18 protein-coding genes and 1 pseudogene are annotated in these 24437 nt (G+C 72.1%); 13 read left to right on the top strand and 6 right to left on the bottom strand.

From position 1 onward, the window contains the following. Positions 1-7: 7 nt before the first annotated feature. The 5 genes from L3i22_RS47170 (at position 8) to L3i22_RS47150 (ending at position 6149) form a co-directional block, all read left to right on the top strand. Positions 8-1225, top strand: coding sequence for a winged helix-turn-helix domain-containing protein (locus tag L3i22_RS47170; RefSeq protein WP_221323918.1), 1218 nt, complete (start codon positions 8-10; stop codon positions 1223-1225). Between the two features lie 16 nt (positions 1226-1241). After that, the gene (locus L3i22_RS47165) at positions 1242-1787 is read left to right on the top strand and encodes a DUF2752 domain-containing protein (protein ID WP_221323917.1); all 546 of its coding nucleotides are present in this window, start codon (positions 1242-1244) and stop codon (positions 1785-1787) included. A 26-nt stretch (positions 1788-1813) separates the two neighbouring features. After that, positions 1814-2707, top strand: coding sequence for a 4-hydroxy-tetrahydrodipicolinate synthase (gene dapA / locus L3i22_RS47160; RefSeq protein ID WP_221323916.1), 894 nt, complete (start codon positions 1814-1816; stop codon positions 2705-2707). 13 nt (positions 2708-2720) lie between these two features. Next, the gene (locus L3i22_RS47155) at positions 2721-4409 is read left to right on the top strand and encodes a ribonuclease J (protein ID WP_221323915.1); all 1689 of its coding nucleotides are present in this window, start codon (positions 2721-2723) and stop codon (positions 4407-4409) included. Positions 4410-4568: 159 nt separating this feature from the next. Continuing rightward, positions 4569-6149, top strand: coding sequence for a S1 family peptidase (locus L3i22_RS47150; protein WP_221323914.1), 1581 nt, complete (start codon positions 4569-4571; stop codon positions 6147-6149). 49 nt (positions 6150-6198) lie between these two features. Here L3i22_RS47150 and L3i22_RS47145 read toward each other — a convergent pair whose 3' ends face one another. Continuing rightward, complete coding sequence (locus tag L3i22_RS47145; protein ID WP_255657684.1) at positions 6199-6606, bottom strand: YbjN domain-containing protein; 408 nt, start codon at positions 6604-6606, stop codon at positions 6199-6201. Between the two features lie 85 nt (positions 6607-6691). Here L3i22_RS47145 and L3i22_RS47140 point away from each other — a divergent pair, with 85 nt between their 5' ends. Continuing rightward, on the top strand, positions 6692-9199 hold the full coding sequence (locus L3i22_RS47140; protein ID WP_221323913.1) for a DNA translocase FtsK: 2508 nt from the start codon (positions 6692-6694) through the stop codon (positions 9197-9199). A 150-nt stretch (positions 9200-9349) separates the two neighbouring features. Here L3i22_RS47140 and L3i22_RS47135 read toward each other — a convergent pair whose 3' ends face one another. Further along, on the bottom strand, positions 9350-9805 hold the full coding sequence (locus L3i22_RS47135) for a DUF3291 domain-containing protein (RefSeq protein ID WP_221323912.1): 456 nt from the start codon (positions 9803-9805) through the stop codon (positions 9350-9352). Between the two features lie 31 nt (positions 9806-9836). After that, positions 9837-10493, bottom strand: a complete 657-nt coding sequence (locus tag L3i22_RS47130; RefSeq protein ID WP_221323911.1) for a metalloregulator ArsR/SmtB family transcription factor — start codon at positions 10491-10493, stop codon at positions 9837-9839. A gap of 88 nt (positions 10494-10581) precedes the next feature. Here L3i22_RS47130 and rimO point away from each other — a divergent pair, with 88 nt between their 5' ends. The 6 genes from rimO to L3i22_RS47100 all read left to right on the top strand — a co-directional run bounded on the left by rimO (position 10582) and on the right by L3i22_RS47100 (position 15888). Next, positions 10582-12042, top strand: a complete 1461-nt coding sequence (rimO, locus tag L3i22_RS47125) for a 30S ribosomal protein S12 methylthiotransferase RimO (protein WP_221323910.1) — start codon at positions 10582-10584, stop codon at positions 12040-12042. Continuing rightward, on the top strand, positions 12039-12635 hold the full coding sequence (gene pgsA / locus L3i22_RS47120; protein WP_221323909.1) for a CDP-diacylglycerol--glycerol-3-phosphate 3-phosphatidyltransferase: 597 nt from the start codon (positions 12039-12041) through the stop codon (positions 12633-12635). Before rimO ends, pgsA begins: the two co-directional genes overlap by 4 nt. Before the next feature lie 56 nt (positions 12636-12691). Next, positions 12692-13177, top strand: a complete 486-nt coding sequence (locus L3i22_RS47115; RefSeq protein WP_255658781.1) for a CinA family protein — start codon at positions 12692-12694, stop codon at positions 13175-13177. 159 nt (positions 13178-13336) lie between these two features. Next, complete coding sequence (locus L3i22_RS47110; protein WP_221323907.1) at positions 13337-13735, top strand: helix-turn-helix domain-containing protein; 399 nt, start codon at positions 13337-13339, stop codon at positions 13733-13735. A gap of 386 nt (positions 13736-14121) precedes the next feature. After that, on the top strand, positions 14122-14991 hold the full coding sequence (locus tag L3i22_RS47105) for a PspA/IM30 family protein (RefSeq protein WP_221323906.1): 870 nt from the start codon (positions 14122-14124) through the stop codon (positions 14989-14991). Between the two features lie 93 nt (positions 14992-15084). Continuing rightward, complete coding sequence (locus L3i22_RS47100; protein WP_221323905.1) at positions 15085-15888, top strand: hypothetical protein; 804 nt, start codon at positions 15085-15087, stop codon at positions 15886-15888. A 259-nt stretch (positions 15889-16147) separates the two neighbouring features. Here the strand turns inward: L3i22_RS47100 and L3i22_RS47095 are convergent. Next, positions 16148-16885 (bottom strand): annotated as a pseudogene (locus L3i22_RS47095) (DNA-formamidopyrimidine glycosylase family protein); the annotation flags it as partial. Positions 16886-17165: 280 nt separating this feature from the next. Further along, a complete protein-coding gene (locus L3i22_RS47090) occupies positions 17166-17957 on the bottom strand; it encodes an S-adenosyl-l-methionine hydroxide adenosyltransferase family protein (RefSeq protein ID WP_221323904.1) in 792 nt (263 codons plus the stop codon). Between the two features lie 96 nt (positions 17958-18053). Here L3i22_RS47090 and L3i22_RS47085 point away from each other — a divergent pair, with 96 nt between their 5' ends. After that, a complete protein-coding gene (locus L3i22_RS47085) occupies positions 18054-18980 on the top strand; it encodes an LLM class F420-dependent oxidoreductase (protein WP_221323903.1) in 927 nt (308 codons plus the stop codon). Between the two features lie 631 nt (positions 18981-19611). Here the strand turns inward: L3i22_RS47085 and L3i22_RS47080 are convergent. Then, complete coding sequence (locus tag L3i22_RS47080) at positions 19612-24348, bottom strand: DEAD/DEAH box helicase (RefSeq protein WP_221323902.1); 4737 nt, start codon at positions 24346-24348, stop codon at positions 19612-19614. Positions 24349-24437 lie beyond the last annotated feature (89 nt).

Below are 24437 nucleotides of genomic sequence, written 5' to 3'. Positions count from 1 at the left end.
CTGGTCGATGACCACTGTCGAAACGCTGTCCGTCGCGCACGCCCGCCGGATCACCCTGGCCGCCCAGGGTTTCACCGATCCGAAGCCGGGCGGCGCCACCGATCTGCGCCACCTGCGCCGGGTGTTGCGCCGCCTGCACCTGATCCAGATGGACTCGGTGAACGTGTTGCAGCGCGCCCACTTCATGCCGCTCTACAGCCGTCTCGGCCCCTACCCGGCGTCGCTGCTGGAGCGCGCGGCCTACCAACGCCCCCGGGAGCTCTTCGAGTTCTGGGGTCACGAGGCCTCGCTGATCCGCGCCGAGCTGCAGCCGTTGTTCCGCTGGCGGATGGCCCGGGCCAGTGAGTACGCGTGGGGCGGCATGCGCCGGATCGTCGCGGAGCAGCCCGACCTGGTCGCCTGGGTGCTCGACGAGGTGCGGCAGCGCGGCCCGATCACGGCGAACGAGATCGAGCACGACGCCCCCCGGCGCAAGGACAACTGGGGGTGGAACTGGTCGGTCGTCAAGCAGGCGCTGGAGTGGCTGTTCTGGAGCGGCCAGGTGACCGCCGCCGAGCGCACCACCTCTTTCGCCCGCCGCTACGACCTGCCCGAGCGGGTCTTGCCGCCGGCCGTGCTGGCCGCGCCGACCCCGGAGCCGGCGGAGGCGTTCCGCACCCTGGTCGAGCTCTCCGCCCGGGCGCTGGGCGTGGCCGCCGAGGCGGAGCTGAAGGATTATTTCCGGCTGCCCACCCAGGCCGCCCGCACCGCGGTGGCCGAGCTGGTCGAGGCCGGCACGCTGCGCCCGGTCACGGTCCGCGGCTGGAAGCCGGCGGCCTATCTGCACGCCGACGCGAAACTGCCCCGCCGGGTCGACGCGGCCACCCTGATCAGCCCGTTCGACCCGCTGATCTGGCAGCGGGACCGGACCGAGCGCCTGTTCGACATGACCTACCGCATCGAGATCTACGTGCCCAAACCCCAGCGGCTGTACGGGTATTACGTCCTTCCGTTCCTGCTCGGCGACCGCTTCGCCGCCCGGGTCGACCTGAAGGCGAACCGGCAGACCGGCGTGCTCGAGGTCCCGGCCGCCTGGCTGGAGCCGGCCGCCGACCAGGAGGAGACCGCCCAGGCCCTCGCCGCCGAGCTCCGGCGGCTGGCCGGCTGGCTGGGTCTGGACACGATCGCCGCCCCGGTCGCGGGCGATTTCGCGAGCCCGCTGGCCGCGGCGTTGAAAGCGCTCTGAGGTGTACCGTGGCGCCATGAGCACCGCCCTCCCGCCGTGGCTGGAGGCCCAGCCGTTGCAGGGCCCCCCGGTGCCGCCGGACTGGCCGGCCTACCGGTTCCATCCCGCCCCGGAGACCGACCGGATCACCCGCTTCTTCGACCGGATCGCCCTGCGGTCGCCGGTCTGGCTGGCCCCGCTCGCGGTGCTGGCCTGCATGGGCGGCGCGGTGGGTTACACGCTGGTCACCGACCCGGTCTCGGCGGAGGCCGGCGCCGAGCCGACCTGCCTGCTGAAATACACCACCGGCTTCGTCTGCCCGGGTTGCGGCGGCACCCGGGCCGCCTGGTACCTGTTGCACGGCAATCTGCCCGCCGCCGCCCGGCACCACGCGATCTTCGTGTTCGCCGTCCCGTTCCTGGTGTACATGTATGTCGCCTGGGCCGGCCGGAAGCTTTTCCACTGGCGAATTCCGCAACTCACGATCACTCCGGCCGCCATGATCACCTTCATGTCGGTGTGGGCGGTGTGGAGCGTGCTGCGTAACCTGCCCTGGGCGCCGTTCACCGCTTTCTACGTGTGACCGGGTCGTCCGATAGGTTGTCAGGTATGACGCACGACCCGCGGCCGTTCGGACGGCTGCTGACCGCCATGGTGACCCCGTTCACCCCGGACGGCTCCCTGGACATCGAGGGAGCGGCCCGCCTGGCCACCTACCTCGTCGACGAGCAGCGCAACGACGCGCTCGTGATCAGCGGCACCACCGGTGAGTCCCCGACCACGACCGACGCGGAGAAGGACACGCTCCTGCGCGCCGTGCTCGAGGCGGTCGGCGACCGGGCCCGGATCGTGGCCGGCGTGGGCACCAACAACACCGCCCACACCATCGAGCTCGCGCACGCCGCGGAGAAGGCCGGCGCCCACGGCCTGCTGGTCGTGACGCCGTATTACAACAAGCCCCCGCAGGCCGGGGTCGAGCGACACTTCCGGGCCGTCGCCGACGCGTCCGGGCTGCCGATCATGGTCTACGACATCCCGCACCGGGCCGGCACGGCGATCGCCACCGAGACCATGTGCCGGATCGCCGAGCACGAGCGGGTCGTCGCGGTGAAGGACGCCAAGGGCGACCTGATCGCGAGCTCGTGGGTGCTGAGCCGCACGGATCTGGCGTATTACTCCGGTGACGACGCGGCCACCCTGCCGCTGCTCGCCATCGGCGGAGTGGGCCTGGTCGGCACGTCGTCGCACTTCACCGGCGTGCTCGCCCAGGAAATGATCGAGGCGTTCGAGACCGGCGACACGGTCACCGCGCTGGCCCGGCACCGGCAGGCTCTGCCGCTGTTCACCGGGATCTTCCGCTCTCCGGGGACGATCCTGGTGAAGGCCGGCCTGCAGGCGAAGGGCCTGCCCGCGGGCCCGGTCCGGTCGCCGCTGGTGGACGCGAGCAACGACGAATTGAAGCAATTGCGCCAGGACGCCGCGGCGGCCGGCATCATGCTCTGACAGGAAGAGGCGTATGAGTCAAGCTCACGTGGAGCTGGGTCCGCCGCCGCCGCTGCCGGAAGGCGCCCTGCGCGTCATCCCGCTCGGCGGACTCGGCGCCATCGGCCGCAACATGACGGTCCTGGAGTTCGACGGCAAGTTGTTGGTGATCGACTGCGGGGTGCTCTTCCCCGACGTCGAGCAGCCCGGCGTGGATCTGATCCTGCCGGACTTCGCACCGATTCTGGACCGTCTGGGGGACATTCAGGCGATCGTGCTGACCCACGGTCATGAGGACCACATCGGCGCGGTGCCGTACCTCCTGGCCCACAAGCCGGACATCCCGCTGGTCGGGTCGGAGTTCACGCTCGCCCTGGTCGAGGCGAAACTGGCCGAGCGGCGCCTGGATCCGTACACGCTGACCGTCCGGGAGGGCGGCATCGAGCGGCTGGGCCCGTTCGAGTGCGAGTTCTTCGCGGTCAACCACTCGATCCCGGACGCGCTGGCGGTCGCCGTGCGCACCCCGGCCGGGCTGATCCTGCACACCGGCGACTTCAAGATGGACCAGGTGCCGCTGGACGGGCGGATCACCGACCTGGCCGGCTTCGCGCGCCTCGGCGCCGAGGGCGTCGACCTGCTGCTCTCCGACTCGACGAACGCCGAGGTGCCCGGGTTCGTGGCGCCGGAGCGGGACATCGGCCCGGTGCTCAGCCGGATCTTCGGCAAGGCCAGTGGCCGGATCATCGTGGCCAGCTTCGCCTCGCACGTGCACCGGGTCCAGCAGGTGATGGACGCCGCCTGGGAGTACGACCGCAAGGTCGCCCTGATCGGCCGGTCCATGGTCCGCAACATGGGCATCGCCCGGGACCTGGGCCTGCTGCGCATCCCGGACGGGCTGCTGGTCGGCCTGGACGAGGCCACCCACCTGCCGCCGGACGAGATCGTCTTCATGTCCACCGGGTCGCAGGGCGAGCCGATGAGCGCCCTGGGCCGGATGTCGACGGGCGACCACCGGCACATCACCATCGAGTCCGGTGACACGGTCGTGCTGGCCAGCTCGCTGGTGCCGGGCAACGAGACCTCGGTCTACCGGGTGATCAACCAGCTGTCCCGGGCCGGCGCCACGGTCATCCACAAGGAGACGGCGAAGGTGCACGTCTCCGGGCACGCCCCGGCCGGCGAGCTGCTGTTCCTGCTGAACGTGACCCGGCCGAGCAACCTGATGCCGGTGCACGGCGAGTGGCGGCACCTGCGGGCGCACGCCCAGCTCGGCATCGAGTCCGGCGTCGCGCCGGACCGCGTCGTCCTCTGTGAGGACGGTGACGTGGTCGACCTGGTCGAGGGGCACGCCCGCGTGGTCGGCCGGGTGAAGAGCCGGTACGTCTACGTGGACGGTCTCGCGGTCGGCGACGTCAGCGAGTCGCTGCTCACCGAGCGGCGGATCCTGGGCGACGGCGGGTTCATCTCGGCGACCGTGATCATCGATTCGGTGACCGGCAAGGTGGTCGGTGAGCCGAGCATCTCGGCCAAGGGCTTCTCCGAGGACCCGGACGCGTTCAACCCGGTGATCCCGCTGCTCACGGCGGCTCTGCACCGGTCCGCCGAGGACGGCATCACCGATTCGCACCAGCTGCAGCAGGTGGTCCGGCGCACGGTCGGCCGCTGGGTGAACGACGCGTACCGGCGGCGGCCGATGATCGTTCCGACCGTGGTCGAGGTCTGACGCCGTACCGAAAGCAAGGTTTACGGGTTTCTTAGCAATTGCTGTGAAAGCTGTGAAAGTCGATTAACACCTCGTCCGTTTCAACCTTCTTCGGACGAGGTGCGTACTCCCTGGCACGGCGCCGCCCCCACGGCGCCCGTGGCGGAGGGAGTTCTCCAGATGCAGCGCAGATCGATCGCCGTAGCTGCGGCGGTAGTGGCGGCGACCGCGGCGGCGGTCGCCTTCACTCTGCCGTCGCTGGCCGGCACCACGCCGGACAGTGACAGCGGCACGAAGGCGACCGGGAGCGGGGCTGTCTCCCCGGACCTGCTCGCGGCGATGAAGCGTGACCTGGGCCTCGACGCGGACCAGGCGACCACCCGGCTGAAGCGCGCGAAGTGGGCCGGTGGCGTCTCGGCGACCCTGGCCGCGACCACCGGCGACAGCTTCGGCGGCGCCTGGATCGCCGCGGACGGCACCACCCTCAAGATCGCTGTGACCGATGCCGACGCGGCAGCCGCGGTGAAGGCCGCCGGCGCCGTCCCGGTGCTGGTCAAGCGCAGTGAGGCGGACCTCGACGCGGCCAAGACCAAGCTGGACGCGAAGGTGAAGTCGGCCAGCGGCCTGACCGGCTGGTACGTCGACGCCCCCACCAACAAGCTGGTCATCGTCGCGCAGCCGGACGCCAGGACCGATCCGGCGGCGTTCGCGAAGGCGGCCGGCGTGCCGGCCAGCGCGGTCACCGTGAAGATCAGCAACCGGACGCCGAAGCCGCTCTTCGACGTGCGCGGCGCCGACCCGTACTTCATCTCGCTCGACGGCGGCACGGCCCGCTGCTCGATCGGCTTCTCGGTGGAGGGCGGTTTCGTCACCGCCGGCCACTGCGGCACGCCCGGCACCACCACCACCGGCTTCAACAACGCGGCTCAGGGCGTGGTGAAGGCGAGCGTCTTCCCCGGTGACGCCGACATGGGCTTCGTCGAGGTGAACGGCGACTGGACCCCGCGTCCGGTGGTCAACGACTTCAAGGGCAACGAGCTCCCGGTGGCCGGCAACACCGAGGCGCCGGTCGGCGCGGCGGTCTGCCGGTCCGGCTCGACCACCGGCACGTTCTGCGGCACGATCCTGGCCAAGAACCAGACCGTCCGGTACCCGGAGGGCGCGGTCACCGGGCTGACCCGGACCGACGTCTGCGCCGAGGGTGGCGACTCCGGTGGCCCGTGGCTCTCCGGCGACCAGGCCCAGGGCGTGACCTCGGGCGGCTCCGGCGACTGCACGGTCGGCGGCGAGACGTTCTTCCAGCCGGTCAACGAGATCCTCGCGGAGAACAACCTCACGCTGGTGACCACCGGTGCGGCTGAGGAGGGTGGGGCCTCGGCGGCGCCGACCGACGCGGCTACCGCGGCTCCGTCCGAGTCGGCCGAGGCGCCGCCGGCGGCCGGCGACGCGGCGGCCTGCCCGGAGCTTCCGGTGCAGCGCTCCGGCTCGCTCACCAAGGCCGGCAACGGTCAGGCCCAGCCGGACAACGGCGCGTTCCGGGCCCGGGCCGGCAAGCACGTGGCCTGCCTGGACGTTCCGGACGGCGCGGACTTCGACCTGTTCCTGCAGCGGCAGACCAAGAGCGGCTTCAAGACGGTCGCCAAGGCCACCGGCGAGGGCGACAAGACGCTGAGCGTCAACCAGCGTTCCGGCACCTTCCGCTACGTCGTGATCGACTCCTCCGGCAGCGGTGACTACACGCTGGGCTTCAACGTCCAGTAGTTCCTCATGGGAAAGAGGCCGGGACCCGCACTGGGGTCCCGGCCTCTTCTCAGTTCTTGAGCTCGCCCAGCGCCTCACCGAGCCGGCAGCCGGTCGCGATCCCGCAGATCAGCACCTGGTCGAGCTGCTCGGGGGTCAGGCCGCGCTCGAAGTCGGCCGAGACCTCGCCCACCACGACCACCGTGCCGTCGTCGGTGACCTGCACGTACGCCTTCGGCCAGAGCTGGTCCCGGTTCCAGGTGTTGCAGAACTCGTAGAGCCGCGGCACGTCCTCGACCGAGAAGACGTGCTGCATCATGGCTCTGATCTGCAGCATCTCCTTGTTCTGGCCGAGCCGGAAGAAGTAGATCAGGTTGCCCTGGAAGTTGCCCGCGATGTCGCCGTCCGCATCGACGAAGTACGCGAACCCGCGCGCGTCCATGGCGTCTTTGATCATCTGGTTGTCGAGTGTCTCCACCTCGTGATGCTAATCGCCGAAAAGCGAGAAGTGGTCACGGTGTGCCGTCTCGATGGGTTGGGCGGGTGCGGCTACGGTTGCACCCATGGCGGGCCGTACTCCTCCGGCGAGCCGGGGCCGCGCCGCGTCGTCGACCGCGCGCGGTGCCGCTAACACGCGTGCCCGGCAACCGGCCGCACGACCGGCGAAGAAGACCACCGCGGCGGCGCGCAAGCGCCCGGTCGCGAAGAAGGCGCCGCCCGCGATCGGCCCCGGCGTCGCCCGGGGCGTCACCGCGGTCTGGATGAGCCTGGCGCACAGCGTCGGCTGGGTCGCCCGGGGCGCCGGCCGCAACGCCCGCAACATCGGCCCGGAGCACCGCCGGGACGGCGCCGGCATGCTCCTGCTCGGCTTCTCGATCCTGACCGCGGTCGCCGTCTGGGCGCACAGCGCCGGCCCGGTGGGGCAGCGGCTGGCCGACGCGGTCCACCTGTTCTTCGGCGGCCTGGGGATCTTCCTGCCGCTGCTGTTCTTCTACGGCGCGATCCGGCTGATGCGCGAGCCGATCGACCCGGAGCACCGAGGCCGCAACCCGGTCGGCTGGTCGGCGGTGATCATCGCCACCGCGAGCCTGCTCTACCTCTCCGACGAGCCCCGTGACGACATCGCGCTGACCGGCAGCGGCGGCCTGCTGGGCTACGGCGTCGGCTCGCTGCTGGAGCGCGCGGTCAGCGCGTGGGTGGCCGTCCCGCTGCTGGTCCTGCTCTTCGTCTTCGGCCTGCTGGTGATCACCGCGACGCCGATCAACAAGATCCCCGAGCGGTTCCTGCTGCTGGGCGACATGGTTCTCGGCCGGCGCGCGGCCACCCGGCCGATCCTCGGGCCGGACGAGGACGAGGACGACGACGAGGAGACCGACGAGGCCGACGCCGAGCCGAAGCCGGCCCGGCGCCGCCCGGCCCGTCGCCGGCAGTCCACGCTGGCCCCGCTGGACGAGCTGCTCGAGCCGGAGCCGCCCGAAGAGGACCTGATCCTGCACGACACGGTCGCCCTGCCGAAGGTGCCGGCCACCCGGAAGAAGCCGCCGCCCAGCCACTCGCCGGTCCCGGTCCAGGCCGAGCAGCTGGAGATCTCGGTAGTGGAGAGCGGCGACTACAAGCCGGCGCCGTTCTCACTCCTCGCCAACGGCGCCCCGGCGAAGGCCCGCAGTCGCGCCAACGACGAGATCACCGCGGCGCTCTCCGGCGTGTTCGAGCAGTTCAACGTGGACGCGCTGGTCACCGGCTTCACCCGCGGCCCGACGGTCACGCGGTACGAGGTGGAGATCGGCCCGGGCACCAAGGTCGAGCGGATCACCCAGCTGTCGCGGAACATCGCGTACGCGGTGAAGTCCCCGGACGTGCGGATCCTCTCGCCGATCCCGGGCAAGTCCGCGGTCGGCGTCGAGATCCCGAACACCGACCCGGAGAACGTGGCGCTCGGCGACGTGCTGCGGTCCCCGGTCGCCACCCGGGACCATCACCCGATGGTGGTGGCGCTCGGCAAGGACATCGAGGGCGGCTTCGTGGTGGCCAACCTGGCCAAGATGCCGCACATTCTGATCGCCGGCGCGACCGGCGCGGGCAAGTCCAGCTGCCTCAACTCGCTGCTGGTGAGCCTGCTGTCGCGGGCCACGCCGGAGCAGGTGCGGCTGCTGCTGGTCGACCCGAAACGGGTGGAGATGACGGCGTACGAGGGCATTCCGCACCTCGTCACCCCGATCATCACGAACCCGAAGAAGGCCGCGGACGCCCTGGAGTGGGTGGTCCGCGAGATGGACATGCGCTACGACGACCTGGCCGCCAACGGGGTGCGCCACCTCGACGACTTCAACCGCAAGGTCCGCAGCGGCGAGATCGTCGCGCCGCCGGGCAGCGAGCGGGTGATGAAGCCGTACCCGTACCTCCTGGTGATCATCGACGAGCTCGCCGACCTGATGATGGTCGCGCCGCGCGACGTGGAGGACTCGGTCGTCCGGATCACCCAGCTGGCCCGCGCCGCCGGCATCCACCTGGTGCTCGCGACCCAGCGCCCGTCGGTCGACGTGGTGACCGGCCTGATCAAGGCGAACGTGCCGTCCCGCCTGGCCTTCGCGACGTCGTCGCTGGCCGACTCCCGGGTCATCCTGGACCAGCCGGGCGCGGAGAAGCTGCTCGGCCGCGGCGACGGCCTCTTCCTGCCGATGGGCGCGTCGAAACCGACGCGGATCCAGGGCGCGTGGGTGGACGAGAAAGAGATCGCCGCGGTCGTCAAGTTCTGCAAGGACCAGCGCGAGCCGGAGTTCCGCGAGGACGTCGTCGAGGCGCCGGTCAGCAAGAAGAAGGACGTCGACGAGGAGATCGGCGACGACCTGGCGCTGCTGCTGCAGGCCATCGAGCTGGTGGTGACCAGCCAGTTCGGCTCGACGTCGATGCTGCAGCGCAAGCTGCGGGTGGGCTTCGCCAAGGCCGGCCGCCTGATGGACCTGATGGAGACCCGCGGCATCGTCGGCCCGTCCGAGGGCAGCAAGGCGCGCGACGTCCTGATCAAGCCGGACGAGCTCGAGGAGACGCTCGCCGCCCTCAGGGTCGATTAAAAGATCAACTTCAAGATCTTTATTGCCTCGGCTGCGGCCGATAACTGATCGTCGCTCCCGCGGGGACCCTTCCGGGCCTCGCAGGGCGCGGGGCGCCCAAGAACGCGAGGCCCTCCAGGGCGACGTCCGCGGGTGGTTGCGGTCAGAACCTCAGATCAAAGCCGGGGCCGGGAACGGGTCGCGGAGGGTGAAGGCGTCGGCGGACGAGCCGTTCGCGCGGAGCTGGCCGAGCCGGGCGATGCCCTGCCGCAGCGTCGGGATCTTGCCGGCCGGGATCCACCACAGGACGAAGGCGGCCTGGTGCCCGTTCGGGTGGAACCACTCGCGCCGCCGGCGCAGGTAGTCGAGGTGCTCGCTCTGATAGGCGAAGGCCCGCAGGTCGTCGGGCGACTCCCAGACCGAGAGCGTGTAGATCCGGGCCGGGTCGGCCACGGTGCGGACGGTGCCGTCACCGTTCTCGTCGGCCAGCCGCCAGACGAAGCCGGGTGATCGGTCGGCCAGCGCGTTCATCAGGGTGATGCCCGCGACGAAGTCGGCCATCGACGGGTCTTCCAGTGGGGCACTGAGTCGGGCGGTGTTCAGCTGGGCCAGGTGGAAGTCGCTCATGGGGTCAGTGTCGTCAGGCCGTACTCTAATGTCAATCGGTTTGGTTTTTAGAGATGATCACGCAGCAGCGGCCCGGCGCCGCGTCCATCCGGCCCTGCCAGATCCCGTCGAGACCGGCCCCGGCCAGCAGGCCGTCGACCATCGCCAGGTTCATCCCGCAGATCACCGGCGGGAACTGCTCGGCCAGCCGGTGGAACGGGCAGTTCCGCAGCTCGATCCGGTCCGGCCCGTCCGGCACCGGGGCGTAGCCCTGCCCGGTCAGCAGATCGAGCACGTCCACCCGGCTCGCGACGCGCTGCCCGTGCCGGCGTGCCACCTTGTTCAGCACGTTCTCCGCGCCGGCCTGCTCCAGGGCCTCGGCGAGCAGCTCGGCCGCGGTCCGGTAGGCCCGCGGCGGCACGCCCACCACGTGCTCCGCCGCGGCGACCCGGTAGAGCTTGGCCGGCCGCCCGGCCCCCGGCCCGGTCTTGCCGGACAGCCGGGCGTAGGAGGTCTCCAGCAACCCGGCCGCGACGAGTTTGTCCAGGTGGAACGCGGCGAGCGAGCGCCCGACGCCGAGCGCCTCGGCGACCTCGTCCCGGCCCACCGGCCCGGATCCGTCCGCCACCACCCGGTACGCCTGCCGCCGCACGCCGTCGGTGAGGCTGGTCAGGGCGTCGAGATCGTCGAGGTCTTCCGAAGTCGTCACCCGGTAATCGTATTGTCAATGTGACTTGGCACTAGAGCTTGGCTGTCCGGGGGACGGAGTACCTCCGGCGGCCCGGTAACCTTGGCGGGTGTCTGTAACTCCTTCTCCTTCTCGCCGTGTCGCCCTCCTCACGCTGGGCTGCGCCCGTAACGAGGTCGACTCGGAAGAGCTGGCCGCCCGCCTCGACGCCGAGGGCTGGGAGGTGGGCACCGACGCGGCCAAGGCCGACGTCGTGCTCGTCAACACCTGCGGCTTCGTGGAGAAGGCAAAGCAGGACTCGATCGACACCCTGCTCGCCGCCGCCGACACCGGGGCCAAGGTGGTCGCCGCCGGCTGCATGGCCGAGCGGTACGGCAAGGATCTCGCCGAGAACCTGCCCGAGGCCGACGCGGTGCTCGGCTTCGACGACTACACCGACATCGCCGCCCGGCTCAGCGGGGTGCTGGCGGGGGAGAAGCACGACGCCCACACCCCGCGGGACCGTCGCGAGCTGCTCCCGATCACCCCGGTGCAGCGGCAGGCCGCCAAGGTGGTGGTCCCCGGGCACGCCACGGTCGACGAGCACACCCCGGCCCACCTGCGCAAGGTGCTGCGCCGCCGGCTCGACTCCGGCCCGGTCGCCTCGCTCAAGCTGGCCAGCGGCTGCGACCGGCGCTGCGCGTTCTGCGCGATCCCGGCGTTCCGCGGCGCCTTCGTCTCCCGTGACCCGCAGGAGCTGCTCGCCGAGGCCGAGTGGCTGGCCAAGACCGGTGTGCGCGAGCTGGTGCTGGTCAGTGAGAACTCGACGTCGTACGGGAAGGATCTGGGCGATCCCCGCCTGCTGGAGAAACTGCTCCCGCAGCTGGCCCGGGTCGACGGCATCGTCCGGGTCCGGGCGAGCTACCTGCAGCCCGCCGAGACCCGCCCCGGCCTGGTCGAGGCGATCGCCACCACGCCCGGCGTCGCGGCCTACTACGACCTGAGCTTCCAGCACTCCAGCGAGCCGGTGCTGCGCCGGATGCGCCGGTTCGGCTCCACCGAGCGCTTCCTGGAGCTGCTCGACTCGGCCCGCAAGCTGGCCCCCGAGGCCGGCGCCCGGAGCAACTTCATCGTCGGCTTCCCCGGCGAGACCCGGCAGGACGTGGACGAGCTGGCCCGCTTCCTGACCGCGGCCCGGCTCGACGCGATCGGCATCTTCGACTACAGCGACGAGGACGGCACCGAGGCGGCCGGCCTGCCCGGCAAGATCCGCCCGGACACGATCAAGCGGCGCTACGACAAGATCGTCGCGCTGGCCGAGGAGCTCTGCGCCCAGCGCGCCGAGGACCGGCTCGGCAGCATCGTCGAGGTGCTGGTCGACACGGTCGACGACGGCGAGATCGAGGGCCGCGCCGAGCACCAGGCCCCCGAGGTCGACGGCTCCACCACGCTCGTCGCCGGCGAGCAGGGGGTGGACCTGGCCGCGCTGCGCCCCGGCGACCTGGTCCGCGCCACGGTCACCGGCACCGAGGGGGTCGACCTGATCGCCGTGCCGACCGAGATGATCTCCGCGGCTCAGGTCGACCGGTGACCGACGAGCCGGTCCCGGTTGCCGCACCACGCGTGGTGTCGCTCTACAACGCGGCGAACGCGCTGACCGTGGTCCGGCTCGCCCTCGTCCCGGTCTTCCTGGCCCTGGTGGTCGCGTCCGGGATGACCGACCACGACTGGCGGATCGCCGCGTGCCTGGCGTTCTGCGTGGCCGCCGCGACCGACTTCGTGGACGGCTGGATCGCCCGCAAGTGGGAACTGGTCACCTCGTTCGGCAAGATCGCCGACCCGATCGCGGACAAGGCGCTGACCGGCACGGCGCTGGTCCTGCTCTCGGCGTACGACGTGCTGCCCTGGTGGGTCACCCTGCTGATCCTGATTCGCGAGTGGGGTGTCACCGCCCTGCGCTTCTGGGTGATCCGGTACAGCGTGATCCCGGCCTCCCGGGGCGGCAAGCTCAAGACCGGCCTGCAGACGCTGGCGATCGCCTGGTATCTCTGGCCCGTCCCGGAGCCCTTCGACGTGGTCGGCGTCTGGGTGATGTATGCCGCACTGGTGGTCACCCTGGTCACCGGTGTGGACTACGTGCTCGAGGCGCTCCGGCTGCGGCGGGGCGCCCGCACCGCGTCGTGAGCCCGGTTTTCGCTCGTCCGGTTCTCGTTTAGTCCGATCGAGGAGACCTGATGGAGATGGCGATGGCCGCTGCGACGGCCGTGCGTGGCCTGGTCGAGCGGCACGAGACGCTGGCGACCGCGGAGTCGCTCACCGGGGGACTGGTCGCCGCGACGATCGTGGAGATTCCCGGGGTGAGCGCGGTCTTCCGGGGCGGCCTGGTGGTCTACGCCACCGAGCTCAAGGGGACGCTCGCCGGCGTACCGAAGGACCTGCTCGACGAACGCGGGCCGGTCGACCCCGACGTCGCCGCGCGGCTGGCGGAGGGCGCGCGGGACCGCTGCGGCGCGGACTGGGGCCTGGCCACCACCGGCGTCGCGGGCCCCGATCCACAGGACGGCAAGCCGGTCGGGCTGGTCTACATCGCGGTGGCCGGGCCGTACGGCACGCGGGTGAACGAATTGAAACTCGTCGGCAATCGGGCCGCCATCCGCATCGAAAGTGTGACGGCCGTCCTGCAATTGCTCATCGACGTTCTCGGTACCTCTCCGGCCCCGGTCTGAGCTGGGAATACCAGCGTTTCCGCGCTGGTTGCAGCGGTACACCGGGAGCGGGCCGGCCGAGGAATTCGGCGGGGCGGGATGTCGCCGTCGCTCGCGGCAGGTACGGTTGCGGGAAGCCTCCGGCGGATGCCGGCGGCCCCGCCCGCAGGAGGAGGTGCCATGGTCCTGCTACGCCGGGTTATCGGCGACGCACTTCGCGCGCGCCGGCAGGGACAGCACCGCACGCTGCGCGAGGTGTCGACCGCCGCGAACGTCAGTCTGGGCTATCTGTCCGAGATCGAACGTGGTCAGAAAGAGGCCTCCAGCGAGCTGCTCGCGGCCATCTGTGACGCGTTGGGCGCCCGCCTCTCCGAGCTCCTCAGCGAGGTCAGCAGCACGCTGTCGCTGGCGGAGAACATGGAGGGTGTGCTCGTCCCGGTCGACGGCCAGAACGCCGAGCACGCGCGCCAGGTCGCGACGGACGGCAGTGTCTCGGTGTCGGTCCGCCAGGAGTCCCCGCTGAAGGCGACCCTGCACGCGACGCGGAACAAGAAGCGAGATGTGATCTACGCGGCATAGTCGGGCCTTCTCGACTGTGCTTGCCGCTCGCATGCTCGTTCTTCCCCGCCCACTGACTCGTGGGCTCCGCATTCCTGCCCGCTGATTTCCTTCCGGCCCGAAAACGACCGTGCTTCTTCCGTCGTTTTCGGGCCTTTCGCCGTCCGCGTTCGTCAGCCGCGGTGGTTGCGGAACTCTCGCCGTTGTGGTGGGGCCATTCGCGCCTCGCAACGTCACCCCTGAGGGGCGTAGCCTCGTGGGCAGGCTCGTCGCTAGGGGTGACCCTGAGATCCCCCGTAGGTCACGTGCGCCGCTGGCGTCGGGCTGACACGATGGTTTCGCGTCGGTGACGAGACCCGTCTCGCCATGACGCCACCGACCGAGCGACATTGAGGGGATACCGCGAGATGGCGAACCCGTTCGTCAAGGGCTGGCATTACATGATGGCGCTCTTCGGCGCGAAGATCGACGAGTACGCCGACCCGAAGGTGCAGATCCAGCAGGCCATCGAGGATGCCCAGCGCCAGCACCAGGCGCTCGTCCAGCAGGCCGCTGCCGTCATCGGCAACCAGCGGCAGCTCGAGATGAAGCTGTCCCGGCAGATGTCCGAGGTCGAGAAGCTGCAGGGCATGGCCCGTCAGGCGCTGGTGCTGGCCGACCGGGCCCGCGCCGCCGGCGACGAGGCCGAGGCTCAGAAGTATGAGCAGACCGCGCAGACGCTCGCCACCCAGCTGGTCTCCGGCGAGCAGTCGATGGAGGACCTGAAGACCCTGCACGACCAGGCCCTCGGCGCCGCCGGCCAGGCCCGCAAGGCGGTCGAGAACAACGCGATGGTGCTCCAGCAGCGCATCGCCGAGCGGTCCCGTCTGCTCAGCCAGCTCGAGCAGGCCAAGATGCAGGAGACCGTGGCCCGGTCGCTCGAGTCGATGTCGCAGCTCGCCGCGCCGGGCAACACCCCGTCGCTGGACCAGGTGCGCGACAAGATCGAGCAGCGGTACGCGAACGCGATGGGGCGCGCCGAGCTGGCCTCCAACTCGGTCGAGGGCCGCATGCTCGAGGTGCAGAAGTCCAGCCTGGACCTGGCCGGCTCGTCCCGTCTGGAGCAGATCCGCGCCAGCATGGCGGGGGAGAAGCTGGGCGGCGCCGCGGCGCAGCCCGCGGTCGGCCAGCAGCAGGACAGCACCACGACGGCCGGGGACGCGGCCGGGGTGGCGCGGCTCGACGAGATCCGCGCCAGCATGAACCAGAAGCGCGGGGACACCTCGGCGGCGGGCTGATCTCCGATTCGGTTTCTCGAACGGCGGCGGCGGTTCGGTTTTTTGAGCGGCGGCGGCGGTTCGGTTTCTTGGGCGGCGGCGGAAGGACGTGACGTGGACGAGCGGGGCAAGTACTTCCGCCGGCTCAAGCGGCTGCGTGGTTCGGCGCGCCGCTGGAGCGTCCTGGGCGGCGGCCTGACCGCGGCCGCGGCCGTCCTGGTTCCCTACTCGGGGATCGGCATCGCGGACGCGGCCTGGGCCGCCGGGGCGGGCGCCTCGGTGGTTCTGGCCCGCTGGCGGTGGCGTGACTATCGCGAGCTGGCGGCTCAGCCCGCTCCCACGGCGAGCCTGCCCGGCCCGCGGTTCGCCGCGGCGCTGGAGCGGTCCCAGGTCGGCCGCACGGTCCTGCACGAGGTCCGCCGCCAGAAGAACCGGTATGCGCTGCGCGGCTCGGTGATCGCCGACGCGTGGGACCGGCTGGACCGCGCCTCGGCCACCATGCTCGGCCTGGCCGGCCGGCTCGACGGTGCCGGCGAGACGGCCGCGCTGGAGGCGGCGACCGCCGAGCAGTGGCTGCGTGACCTCGGTCAGCGGGTGGCGAGCGTCGAACGGGCCATCCCCCTCGGGCAGCCCGGCCAGCGCGCCGGGCTGGAGCAGTCGCACGCGGCGCTGGCCGAGCAGTTCGTCGAGGGCGTGGAGGCGTTCGAGGAGCTGGTCGCGGCCGCGGCGAGCTATGTGGCGGAGGACGGGCACCCGGTCGCGGATGCTCGGCACCCGGCCTACTTCGGGCTGGTCGACGCCGCCGAACGCCTGCGCGGGATCGCCGACGGGCTGGCCGAGCTGCGGGATCGGACGGCTCGCTTCACCGCTACCCCGCCTCGGCAGGCTTCGGCTGGCAGCGCGGGCACCAGTAAGTGATGCGGTCCTCCAGCTCCGCTTTCTCCCCGATCCGTCCCGCTACCGTCGCTCCGGCGACGGTTCCGCCTCTTCTGCCGGCGGTTGCCGGGCCACGCCTTCCGGCGCTCGCGGTCAGCTCAGTTCGTCCGGTGCGCGCGGCCTGCTCACTTCGGTCCGTGCCTGCGGCCGGCTCGCTTCGGTCCGTGCCTGCGGCCGGCTCGCTTCGGTCCGTGCCCGCGGCCGGCTCGCTTTGACTCGGGTTGTTCAGCAGCGGCGAGCGTTCGGCTTTTTGAATCGCTGAGCCGCATCGGCGGCAGGGCTGGGCCCGGCGGCCGTACACATAGCTGGTCTCGCCGCGGCGCAGCGAGCCGGTCGTGGTCTGGGTCCAGCGGCCCCGGTTCGACGCGACCAGCCGTTGCGCCAGCTCGACCGTGCCGGTCAGGTCGGCGACGTCGGCCACCCGGGTCCACGGCCACAGACCGCGGAGGAACAGCGTCTCCGCCCGGTACAGGTTGCCGACCCCGGCCAGGTTCCGCTGGTCGAGCAGCGCCTCGGAGATGGTGGCGGTGGGCTGCCCGGCGATCCGCCGGACCGCCTCGGCCGGATCCCAGTCGGCGCCGAGCAGATCCGGCCCCAGGTGGCCGACCAGGCGCTCCTCGTCGGCGGTCGGCACCAGTTCGAGGTCGTGCAGGTGATAGCCGACCGCCACGGCCCGCGCGGAGCGCAGCACCACCCGGATCAGGTGGGCGGGGCGGCCGGTCCAGCGTTCGCCCGGGGCGTAGGTCCGCCAGGCGCCGTCCATCCGCAGGTGCGAGTGCAGGGTGAGTGGGTCCTGGCCGTCCCGGGTCAGCCGGAGCAGCAGATGCTTGCCCCGGCTCGCCGACTCGGCCACGGTCCAGCCGGTCAGGTCCGCTGTCGCCAGGCGTGGGACCCGGAAGTCCGAGCCGGTCAGGATCTCGGCGGTGAGGGCGCGCTCGATGACGCGGGCGGTGTTCCAGACGGTGTCCCCTTCCGGCATACCCACCATCCTGACGCGTTCGGCTCGGAGCGGTCGCCCGACCACATACCCGCATTCCCGGGCGGCCAACTCCGGCTGGTCAACCTCCTGCTGGTCAACTTCCGGCTGGTCAACTCCGGACGGTCAAACTCCGGACGGTCAAACTCCGGGTGGGCGGCTCGGGGTGGGCGGCTCGGGGTGGGCGGCTCGGGGTGGGCGGCTCGGGGTGGGCGGCTCGGGGTGGACGACTTGGCGGGGCTCACGTCGTACCCAAGCAGGCATTTGATCTTGGGGGTTTGTTTCAGCGGCGCTCGGCGATGCGGATGATGTCGCCGGGGACGACCGAGAGGACGACGACCGCGCGGCCGTTGTTGACCGCGACCGCGACGCGGTCCGCGGAGTCGGTGTAGACCAGCAGCTCGCCGGCGTTGACGTCGGCGAACGTGGCGCCGCGGCGGGCGCGGACGGTGCCGTTGACGGTGAGGTCGGAGCCGAGGCCGGTGAGCATCGTGCCGTCGGCGGCCAGCTGCACGTTGCCGAAGCGGTCGACGGTGAGCACCTCGGCCTCGATCCAGCCGTCGCCGAAGCTGGCCACCGGGTCGGGGAGGCGGACCAGCGAGGCCGGATCGACCGCCGGCCCGGCGTCGGACGGCTCCGCACCCGCGGCGAGCCGGGCCGCGGCCGGGGCGAACACGTCCCGCCCGTGGAACGTCCGGGACACGTCGCCGAGCGTCCAGTCCTTGTTGGTCAGCTCGTGCGCCGCGATGATCCCGCCGAGCGCCTCGGCCGCCCAGATCAGCAGGCCGTTGTCCGGGCCGACGAGCAGGCCGTTCGCCGTGGTCAGCACGACGCCGCGGCGGGCCGTGCCGACGCCCGGGTCGACGACCGCGAGATGGACCGACGCCGGGAGGAACGGCGCGGTCTGGGCCAGCACGGCCGCGCCCCGGGTCACATCGGCGGGCGGCACGTGATGGGTGATGTCGATCACGCGGACATCCGGCGCGATTCGGGCGATCGACCCGTGGCAGGCCGCGACGAAACCGTCGAACGTGCCATAGTCCGTGGTGAAGCTGATCCATCCATAACCGGGCATGCAGGCGACGTTACTGGCTGTCGCCGCCGGATGGCGGGCGGGCACGCCGCGGCCTTCGTTTCACCCCGCTCTGGAAGATCTGGCAGGGTTGGTGCCATGCGTCTCGTGATCTTCACCGAACCTCAGCAGGGTGCCAGCCACGACGACCTGCTGCGGGTGGCAAAAGCCGCCGAGGACGGCGGCTTCGACGGATTCTTCCGCTCCGACCACTACCTCCGGATGGGCGACGGGGACGGCCTGCCCGGGCCCTCCGACGCCTGGATCACCCTGGCCGCGCTGGCCGTGCAGACCTCCCGGATCCGGCTGGGCACGCTGGTCAGCTCCGCGACGTTCCGGCTGCCCGGGCCACTGGCGATCGCGGTCGCCCAGGTCGACGCGATGAGCGGCGGCCGGATCGAGCTCGGGCTCGGCGGCGGCTGGTTCGAGGCCGAGCACCAGGCGTACGGGATTCCGTTCCCCGCGGTCGGCGAACGTTTCGACCGGCTCGAGGAGCAGCTCGAGATCATCACCGGGCTGTGGAAGACGCCGGCCGGGTCGACCTTCGACTTCGACGGCAAGCACTACCAGGTCAGCGACTCGCCGGCGCTGCCGAAGCCGGCCCAGTCGCCGCTGCCGGTGATCGTCGGTGGCCACGGCAAGAAGCGCACCCCGGACCTGGCGGCCCGGTTCGCGGCCGAGTTCAACGCCCCGTTCTCCAAGATCGAAGACCTTCCGGCCCAGTTCGAGCGGGTCCGCGCGGCCTCCGCGGCGATCGGCCGGGCCGAGCCGCCGGCGTTCAGCGCGGCCGCGGTCCTCTGCGTGGGGCGCGACGACGCCGAGGTCCGTCGGCGGGCCGCGGCGATCGGGCGGGAGGTCGAGGAGATGCGGGAGAACGGTGGGGTGGTCGGCACCCCGGCCGAGGTGATCGAGACGATCCAGCGGTATGCGGGGGCGGGGGCTTCTCGGCTCTTTACCCAGGTTCTTGATCTGTCCGATATTGACCACGTGGAGCTGGTGTCTTCGGAGGTCCTGCCCCACCTGTGATCTGGTTTGCGGCGCTCTGCGGCCGGCTGTTGGTTCCGCCCAGCGGCCGGCTTGCCGGCCGGCTCGTCGGTCTGGCTCGCCGGCCGGCTCGTCGGCCGGCTCGTCGGTCTGGCTCGTCGGTCTGGCTAAGCGGCCAGTGCGCTGGTCTCGCCAAGCGGCTGCCGGGCCTGCCGGTTTGCTCAGCGGCTGCCGAGCTAGCTGGTCTGCTCAGCGGCTGCCAGGCCGGTTGGCCTGGCAGTGGCTGCCAGGCCCGCCGGTCGGGTCTCGCTCGGTGGCCCGATCGCCGGGTTCGTTCAGCGGGTGCCGGCCGGGTGTCGGCCCCGGGTTTCGTACAGCGGCCATCCGTCGGGGTGGCCGCTGGGTGTGGCCCTTCGCGCGAGCAGGCCGAGCAGGCCGAGCAGGCCGAGCAGGCCGCGGTGCGCGTCGGGGGCCGTGACATGCGCCCGCCCCGGCCTTGGCGGACCGAGGTAGATGCGCCCCGGCCGTGTGTGCGCCAAGATCCCCCGGCCGTATGTGTGCCAGGACAAGGACCCGCCCTCCCAGGGGGGCCACCGCCTCTGCCGTAATTGTGACCCGATTCCTCAAGATCACGCTCACTCCCTGTGGACAACCCGCTGGTGTGGACAACCCCCTAACCACGAAGCCGCAGCCCACGCGGCGTAGCCCGGAACCCCGCCGCCTGCAGCGCATCCCGAAGCGGCGACGAATGCACCGACTCGCCGTCCGCCCGCTCCACCGACATCGCGCCCAGCGCCCCCGACCGCACCGAGCCGGCGAGCGCCTGCCCGGCCGCGGCCAGCGACTCCGGATCGTCCGCGAACGACAGCAGGGTCCGCCCGCCCCGCTCCACGTAGATCACCAGCTCGCCGCCGACCAGCACGACCAGCGCCCCGGCCTTGCGCCCGGCCCGGTGCCCGGCCTTCGCGACCGGCTCCCCGTCGCCGCTGTCGACGATCCGTTCCGGCCAGGGGAGGGCCGCGCCGTAGGGGTTGGCGGGGTCGGCGGCGGCCAGCACGACCGCCGCCACCCCGGTCCGTTTGGCCAGCTCGGCGGGCTCGGCCAGGGCCCGCAGCCGGTCCACCGCGCCGGGCACCGCGAACTGTGCCGCGCCGAGCCCCTCGACGAAGTAGCCCCGGCGGGCCGCGCCCCGTTCCTCGAGCGCGCTCAGCACCGGGTAGACCGCGGCGAATCCGCCGGTCACCCCCTCGGACATCACCGCGCCCCGGGTCACCACGCCGTGCCGTTCCAGCAGCAGGTCGGCGAGGGCGGCGGCGCGCCGGGTCGGGTCCAGGTCGCGGTCCGGGAGGCGGGACCAGCGGCCGGCCATGTTCAGCGGGCCGGTCCGGGACGGCATGCTGGCCCGGCCGGGACGCCGGTACCGGCTGCGCGCCGGGGCGGCCTTGGCCTTGTGCGCGCCGCTGCCGCTGAGCAGCGCCCGCAACGGCGCGAACGTGTCGTTGGTCAGGTGCCCGGCCCACACCAGGTCCCACACGGCCGCGGCCAGCTCGGTGTCGTCGGTCGAGCCCGCTCTGTCCGAAAGCGATCGGAAGAACAGGGCCTGGTCGTCACCGAGCGCGTCGAGCACCGCCTGGTGGGCCGGGGTGAGCGCGAACTCCTCGTCCGGCGGGGGCAGGAGCAGGGGCGCGCTGTCCGCGTACGCCAGCGTCACCCATCCGTCGCCACCGGCGATCGAGCCGGAGCCGGCCCACAGCACCTCCCCGCCGGCGCACAGCTCGTCGAGCAGCGGTGGCGCGTAGTCGGCGACCCGGGCCGGCAGCACCAGCCGCTCCCACGCCGAGGCCGGCACCGCCAGCCCCTGCACCTGCTCGATCGTCGCGGCCAGCGCGTCCACCCCGCGGGCGTTGCCGCCGACCTGGTGCCAGCGGGGCAGGAACGCGGCCAGCGCCTTCGGCGGCACCGGCTCGATCTCCCGCCGGAGCGCGGCCAGCGACCGCCGGCGCAGCATCCGCAGGACCTCGGCGTCGCACCACTCGGTGCCGGCGCCGTCCGGGGAGAACTCGCCGGAGGTGACCCGGCCGGTCGCGCCGAGCCGCTTGAGCGCCTGCTCCACCACGAAGACGCCCAGCCCGAACCGGGCCGCGCAGGTCGCCGCGAGGAACGGCCCGTGTGTCCGCGCATAGCGGGCGACCAGGTCACCGAGTGGATCCGCGACCGGCTCCAGGTACGCCTCGGGGATGCCGACCGGCAGCGCCACGCCGAGCGCGTCCCGATACCGCCCCGCGTCGTCGATGCCGATCCACCGTTCCTGGCCGGCCACCCGCACCCGGATCGCCCGGCGGGCCGTCTCCAATTGGACCGCCCAGTCCGCCGGCACCCCGCGCTCGGCCAGCTCGGCGGCGGAGAGATCGCCGAGCAGCCGGAGCAGCTCGGCGGCGTCCTCGGCGTCGCGCGGGGTGCGCTGCGTGGTCAGCCACTGCAGCTGGGCCTCGGTCTCGAGGACCACCGCGGGGTCGAGCAGCTCGCGCAGGTCGACCCGGCCGAGCAGCTCGCCGAGGAGCGTCGCGTCCAGCGCCAGGGCGGCGGCCCGCCGCTCGGCCAGCGGCGCGTCCCCTTCGTACAGAAAGGCGCCGACGTAGCCGAAGAGCAGCGACCGGGCGAACGGGGACGGCCGCGGGGTCTCCGTCTCGACCAGGCGGACCTTGCGCCCGGCGATCTCCCGCATCAGGCCGCTCAGGCCGGGCACGTCGAAGACGTCCTGCAGGCACTCGCGGGCCGCCTCCAGCGTGACCGGGAAGTCGGCGAACTCGCGGGCCACGTCGAGCAGTTGGGCGGAGCGCTGCCGCTGCTGCCAGAGCGGCTGGCGGCGGCGCGGGTCCCGGCGGGGGAGCAGCAGCGACCGGGCCGCACACTCCCGGAACCGGGACGCGAACAGCGCGGACGTGCCCACCGACTCCTCGACGATCTGGGCGATCTCGTCCGGCTCGAACGCGACCAGGTCGGCGCCGGGCGGCTCCTCCGCGGTGTCCGGCAGCCGGATCACGATGCCGTCGTCGGAGGGCATCACCTGGCCGTCCACGCCGTACCGCTCACTCAGCCGGCGGGCGATCGCCAGCGCCCACGGCGCGTTCACCTTGGCGCCGAGCACGCAGTGCACGGTCATCCGCCAGTCGCCGAGCTCGTCGCGGAAACGTTCGACCACGATCGTCCGGTCGTCGGGCAGGTGCCGGGTGGACTCGCGCTGCTCGCGCAGGTAGCTCACCAGGTTGCCGGCGGCCCACTCGTCCAGCCCGGACTCGCGCAGCGCGGCGGTCGCCTTCTCGTCACCGGCCTTGGCCAGCGTGCGCAGCCGGGCCCCGATCGCCCGGCCCAGCTCGATCGGCCGGCCCGGCGAGTCCCCCTTCCAGAACGGCATCCGCGCCGGGGCGCCAGGCGCGGGGGAGACCAGCACGCGGTCAGGCGTGATGTCCTCGATCCGCCAGGAGGACGAGCCGAGCAGGAAGACGTCCCCGACGCGGGACTCGTAGACCATCTCCTCGTCCAGCTCACCGACCCGGGAGGCCTTCTCCGAGCCGGCCAGGAAGACCCCGAACATGCCCCGGTCCGGGATCGTGCCGCCGCTGGTCACGGCGAGTCGCTGCGCGCCCGGCCGGCCGGTCAGCAGGTCGGTGCCGCGATCCCAGACCAGGCGGGGTCGCAGCTCGGCGAAGGCGGTCGACGGGTAGCGCCCGGACAGCATGTCCAGCACCGCGTTCAGCGCTGACGCGGGCAGCTCGGCGAACGGCGCGGCCCGCCGGACCAGCGTGGCCAGCTCGTCGACCGGCCACTCGTCGAGCGCCACCATCGCGACGATCTGCTGGGCCAGCACGTCGAGCGGATTGCGCGGATAGCGCAACTCCTCGATCGCGCCCGCGCTCATCCGTTCCGCGACGACGGCGCAGGACAGCAGGTCACCGCGATGCTTCGGGAAGACCACGCCGCGCGACACCGCGCCGACCTGGTGCCCGGCCCGGCCGATCCGCTGCAGCCCGGCGGCCACGGTGGGCGGCGCCTCGATCTGCACGACCAGGTCGACCGCGCCCATGTCGATGCCGAGCTCCAGGCTCGAGGTGGCGACGACGGCCGGCAGCCGGCCGGACTTCAGCGCCTCCTCGATCTGTTTGCGCTCCTCGCGGGAGACGCTGCCGTGGTGCGCGCGGGCGACGACGGGCGGCGCGCCCTGGGCCGCCGCCGACTGCGCCATGATCGCCGCGGGCATTCCGGCTGCGCCGTTTCCCCTGATCAACGGCGGGATCCTGCCGGGTCCGGCTCCGCTTTCCGCTTCCGGCAGTCCGCCGATTTCAAACCCGTTTGCCGTACGGCCGGAGCCCGGTCCTTCGTCGACGGGGTCCGATTCGGGGCGCGACTCCGTCGTACGCCCAAGGTCGGGGTTTGGGGTTGACGTTGAATCGCCGGCCTCGGCGAGGCGGGCGATCTCGGCACGGTCGGCGGAGAGCTCGTTGAGCCGGGCACAGAGCCGCTCCGCCCCGCGGCGCGAGTTGGTGAACACGATCGTCGAACGGTGCGCCTCGATCAGGTCGAGCACCCGCTCCTCGACCGCCGGCCAGATCGACGGCGTGCGGCGGCCGCCCTCCAGATCGTCGTCGGCGGGCGACTCGTCCAGCCGGGTCATGTCCTCGACCGGGACCTGGACGGACACCTCGATCGTCTTGGTGGCAGGCGGGCGGACGATCTCCACGTGCTGCGGGCCGCCGAGGAACCGCGCGGTCTCCTCGATCGGCCGGACCGTGGCGGACAGCCCGATCCGCTGCGCGGGGCGGTCCAGCAGCGCGTCCAGTCGTTCCAGGGAGAGCGCCAGGTGGGCGCCGCGCTTGGTGGCCGCGACCGCGTGCACCTCGTCGATGATCACCGTCTCGACGCCCCGCAGCGAATCCCGCGCGGCAGACGTGAGCAGCAGGAACAGCGACTCCGGCGTGGTGATCAGGATGTCCGGCGGGGTGCGGGCGAACCCGCGGCGCTCGTCGGCGGGGGTGTCCCCGGTCCGCATCCCGACGGTGATCTCCGGCGGGGGCAGGCCGAGCCGGCCCGCCGCCTGCCGGATGCCGGTCAGCGGCGCCCGCAGGTTGCGCTCGACGTCGACCGCCAGCGCCTTCAGCGGGCTCACGTAGAGCACCCGGCAGCGCCGCCGGACCTGCTCGGGCACCGGCTCGCGGGACAGCCGGTCGAGCGACCAGAGGAAGGCGGCAAGCGTCTTGCCGGACCCGGTGGGCGCGACCACGAGCGCATGCCGCCCGGCCCCGATCGCCTGCCACGCGCCGGCCTGAGCGGCGGTGGGCGCGGCGAACGCGGCCGTGAACCACGCCCGCGTGGCCGGACCGAATTTCTCGAGCACCTCTCGCACGTCGTCCATCCTTCCCCGGGGGTACGACAAAAACTCGCCCGCGAGGCCCACGCGGGGCCCGGGTGATCGTCTTTCTTGGGCGGTCTGTGCGTGATTAT

Source organism: Actinoplanes sp. L3-i22, from assembly GCF_019704555.1.
GTDB lineage: Bacteria > Actinomycetota > Actinomycetes > Mycobacteriales > Micromonosporaceae > Actinoplanes.
The sequence above is the reverse complement of the archived record's forward strand: the minus strand, read 5'-3'. Positions and strand labels throughout refer to the sequence as shown.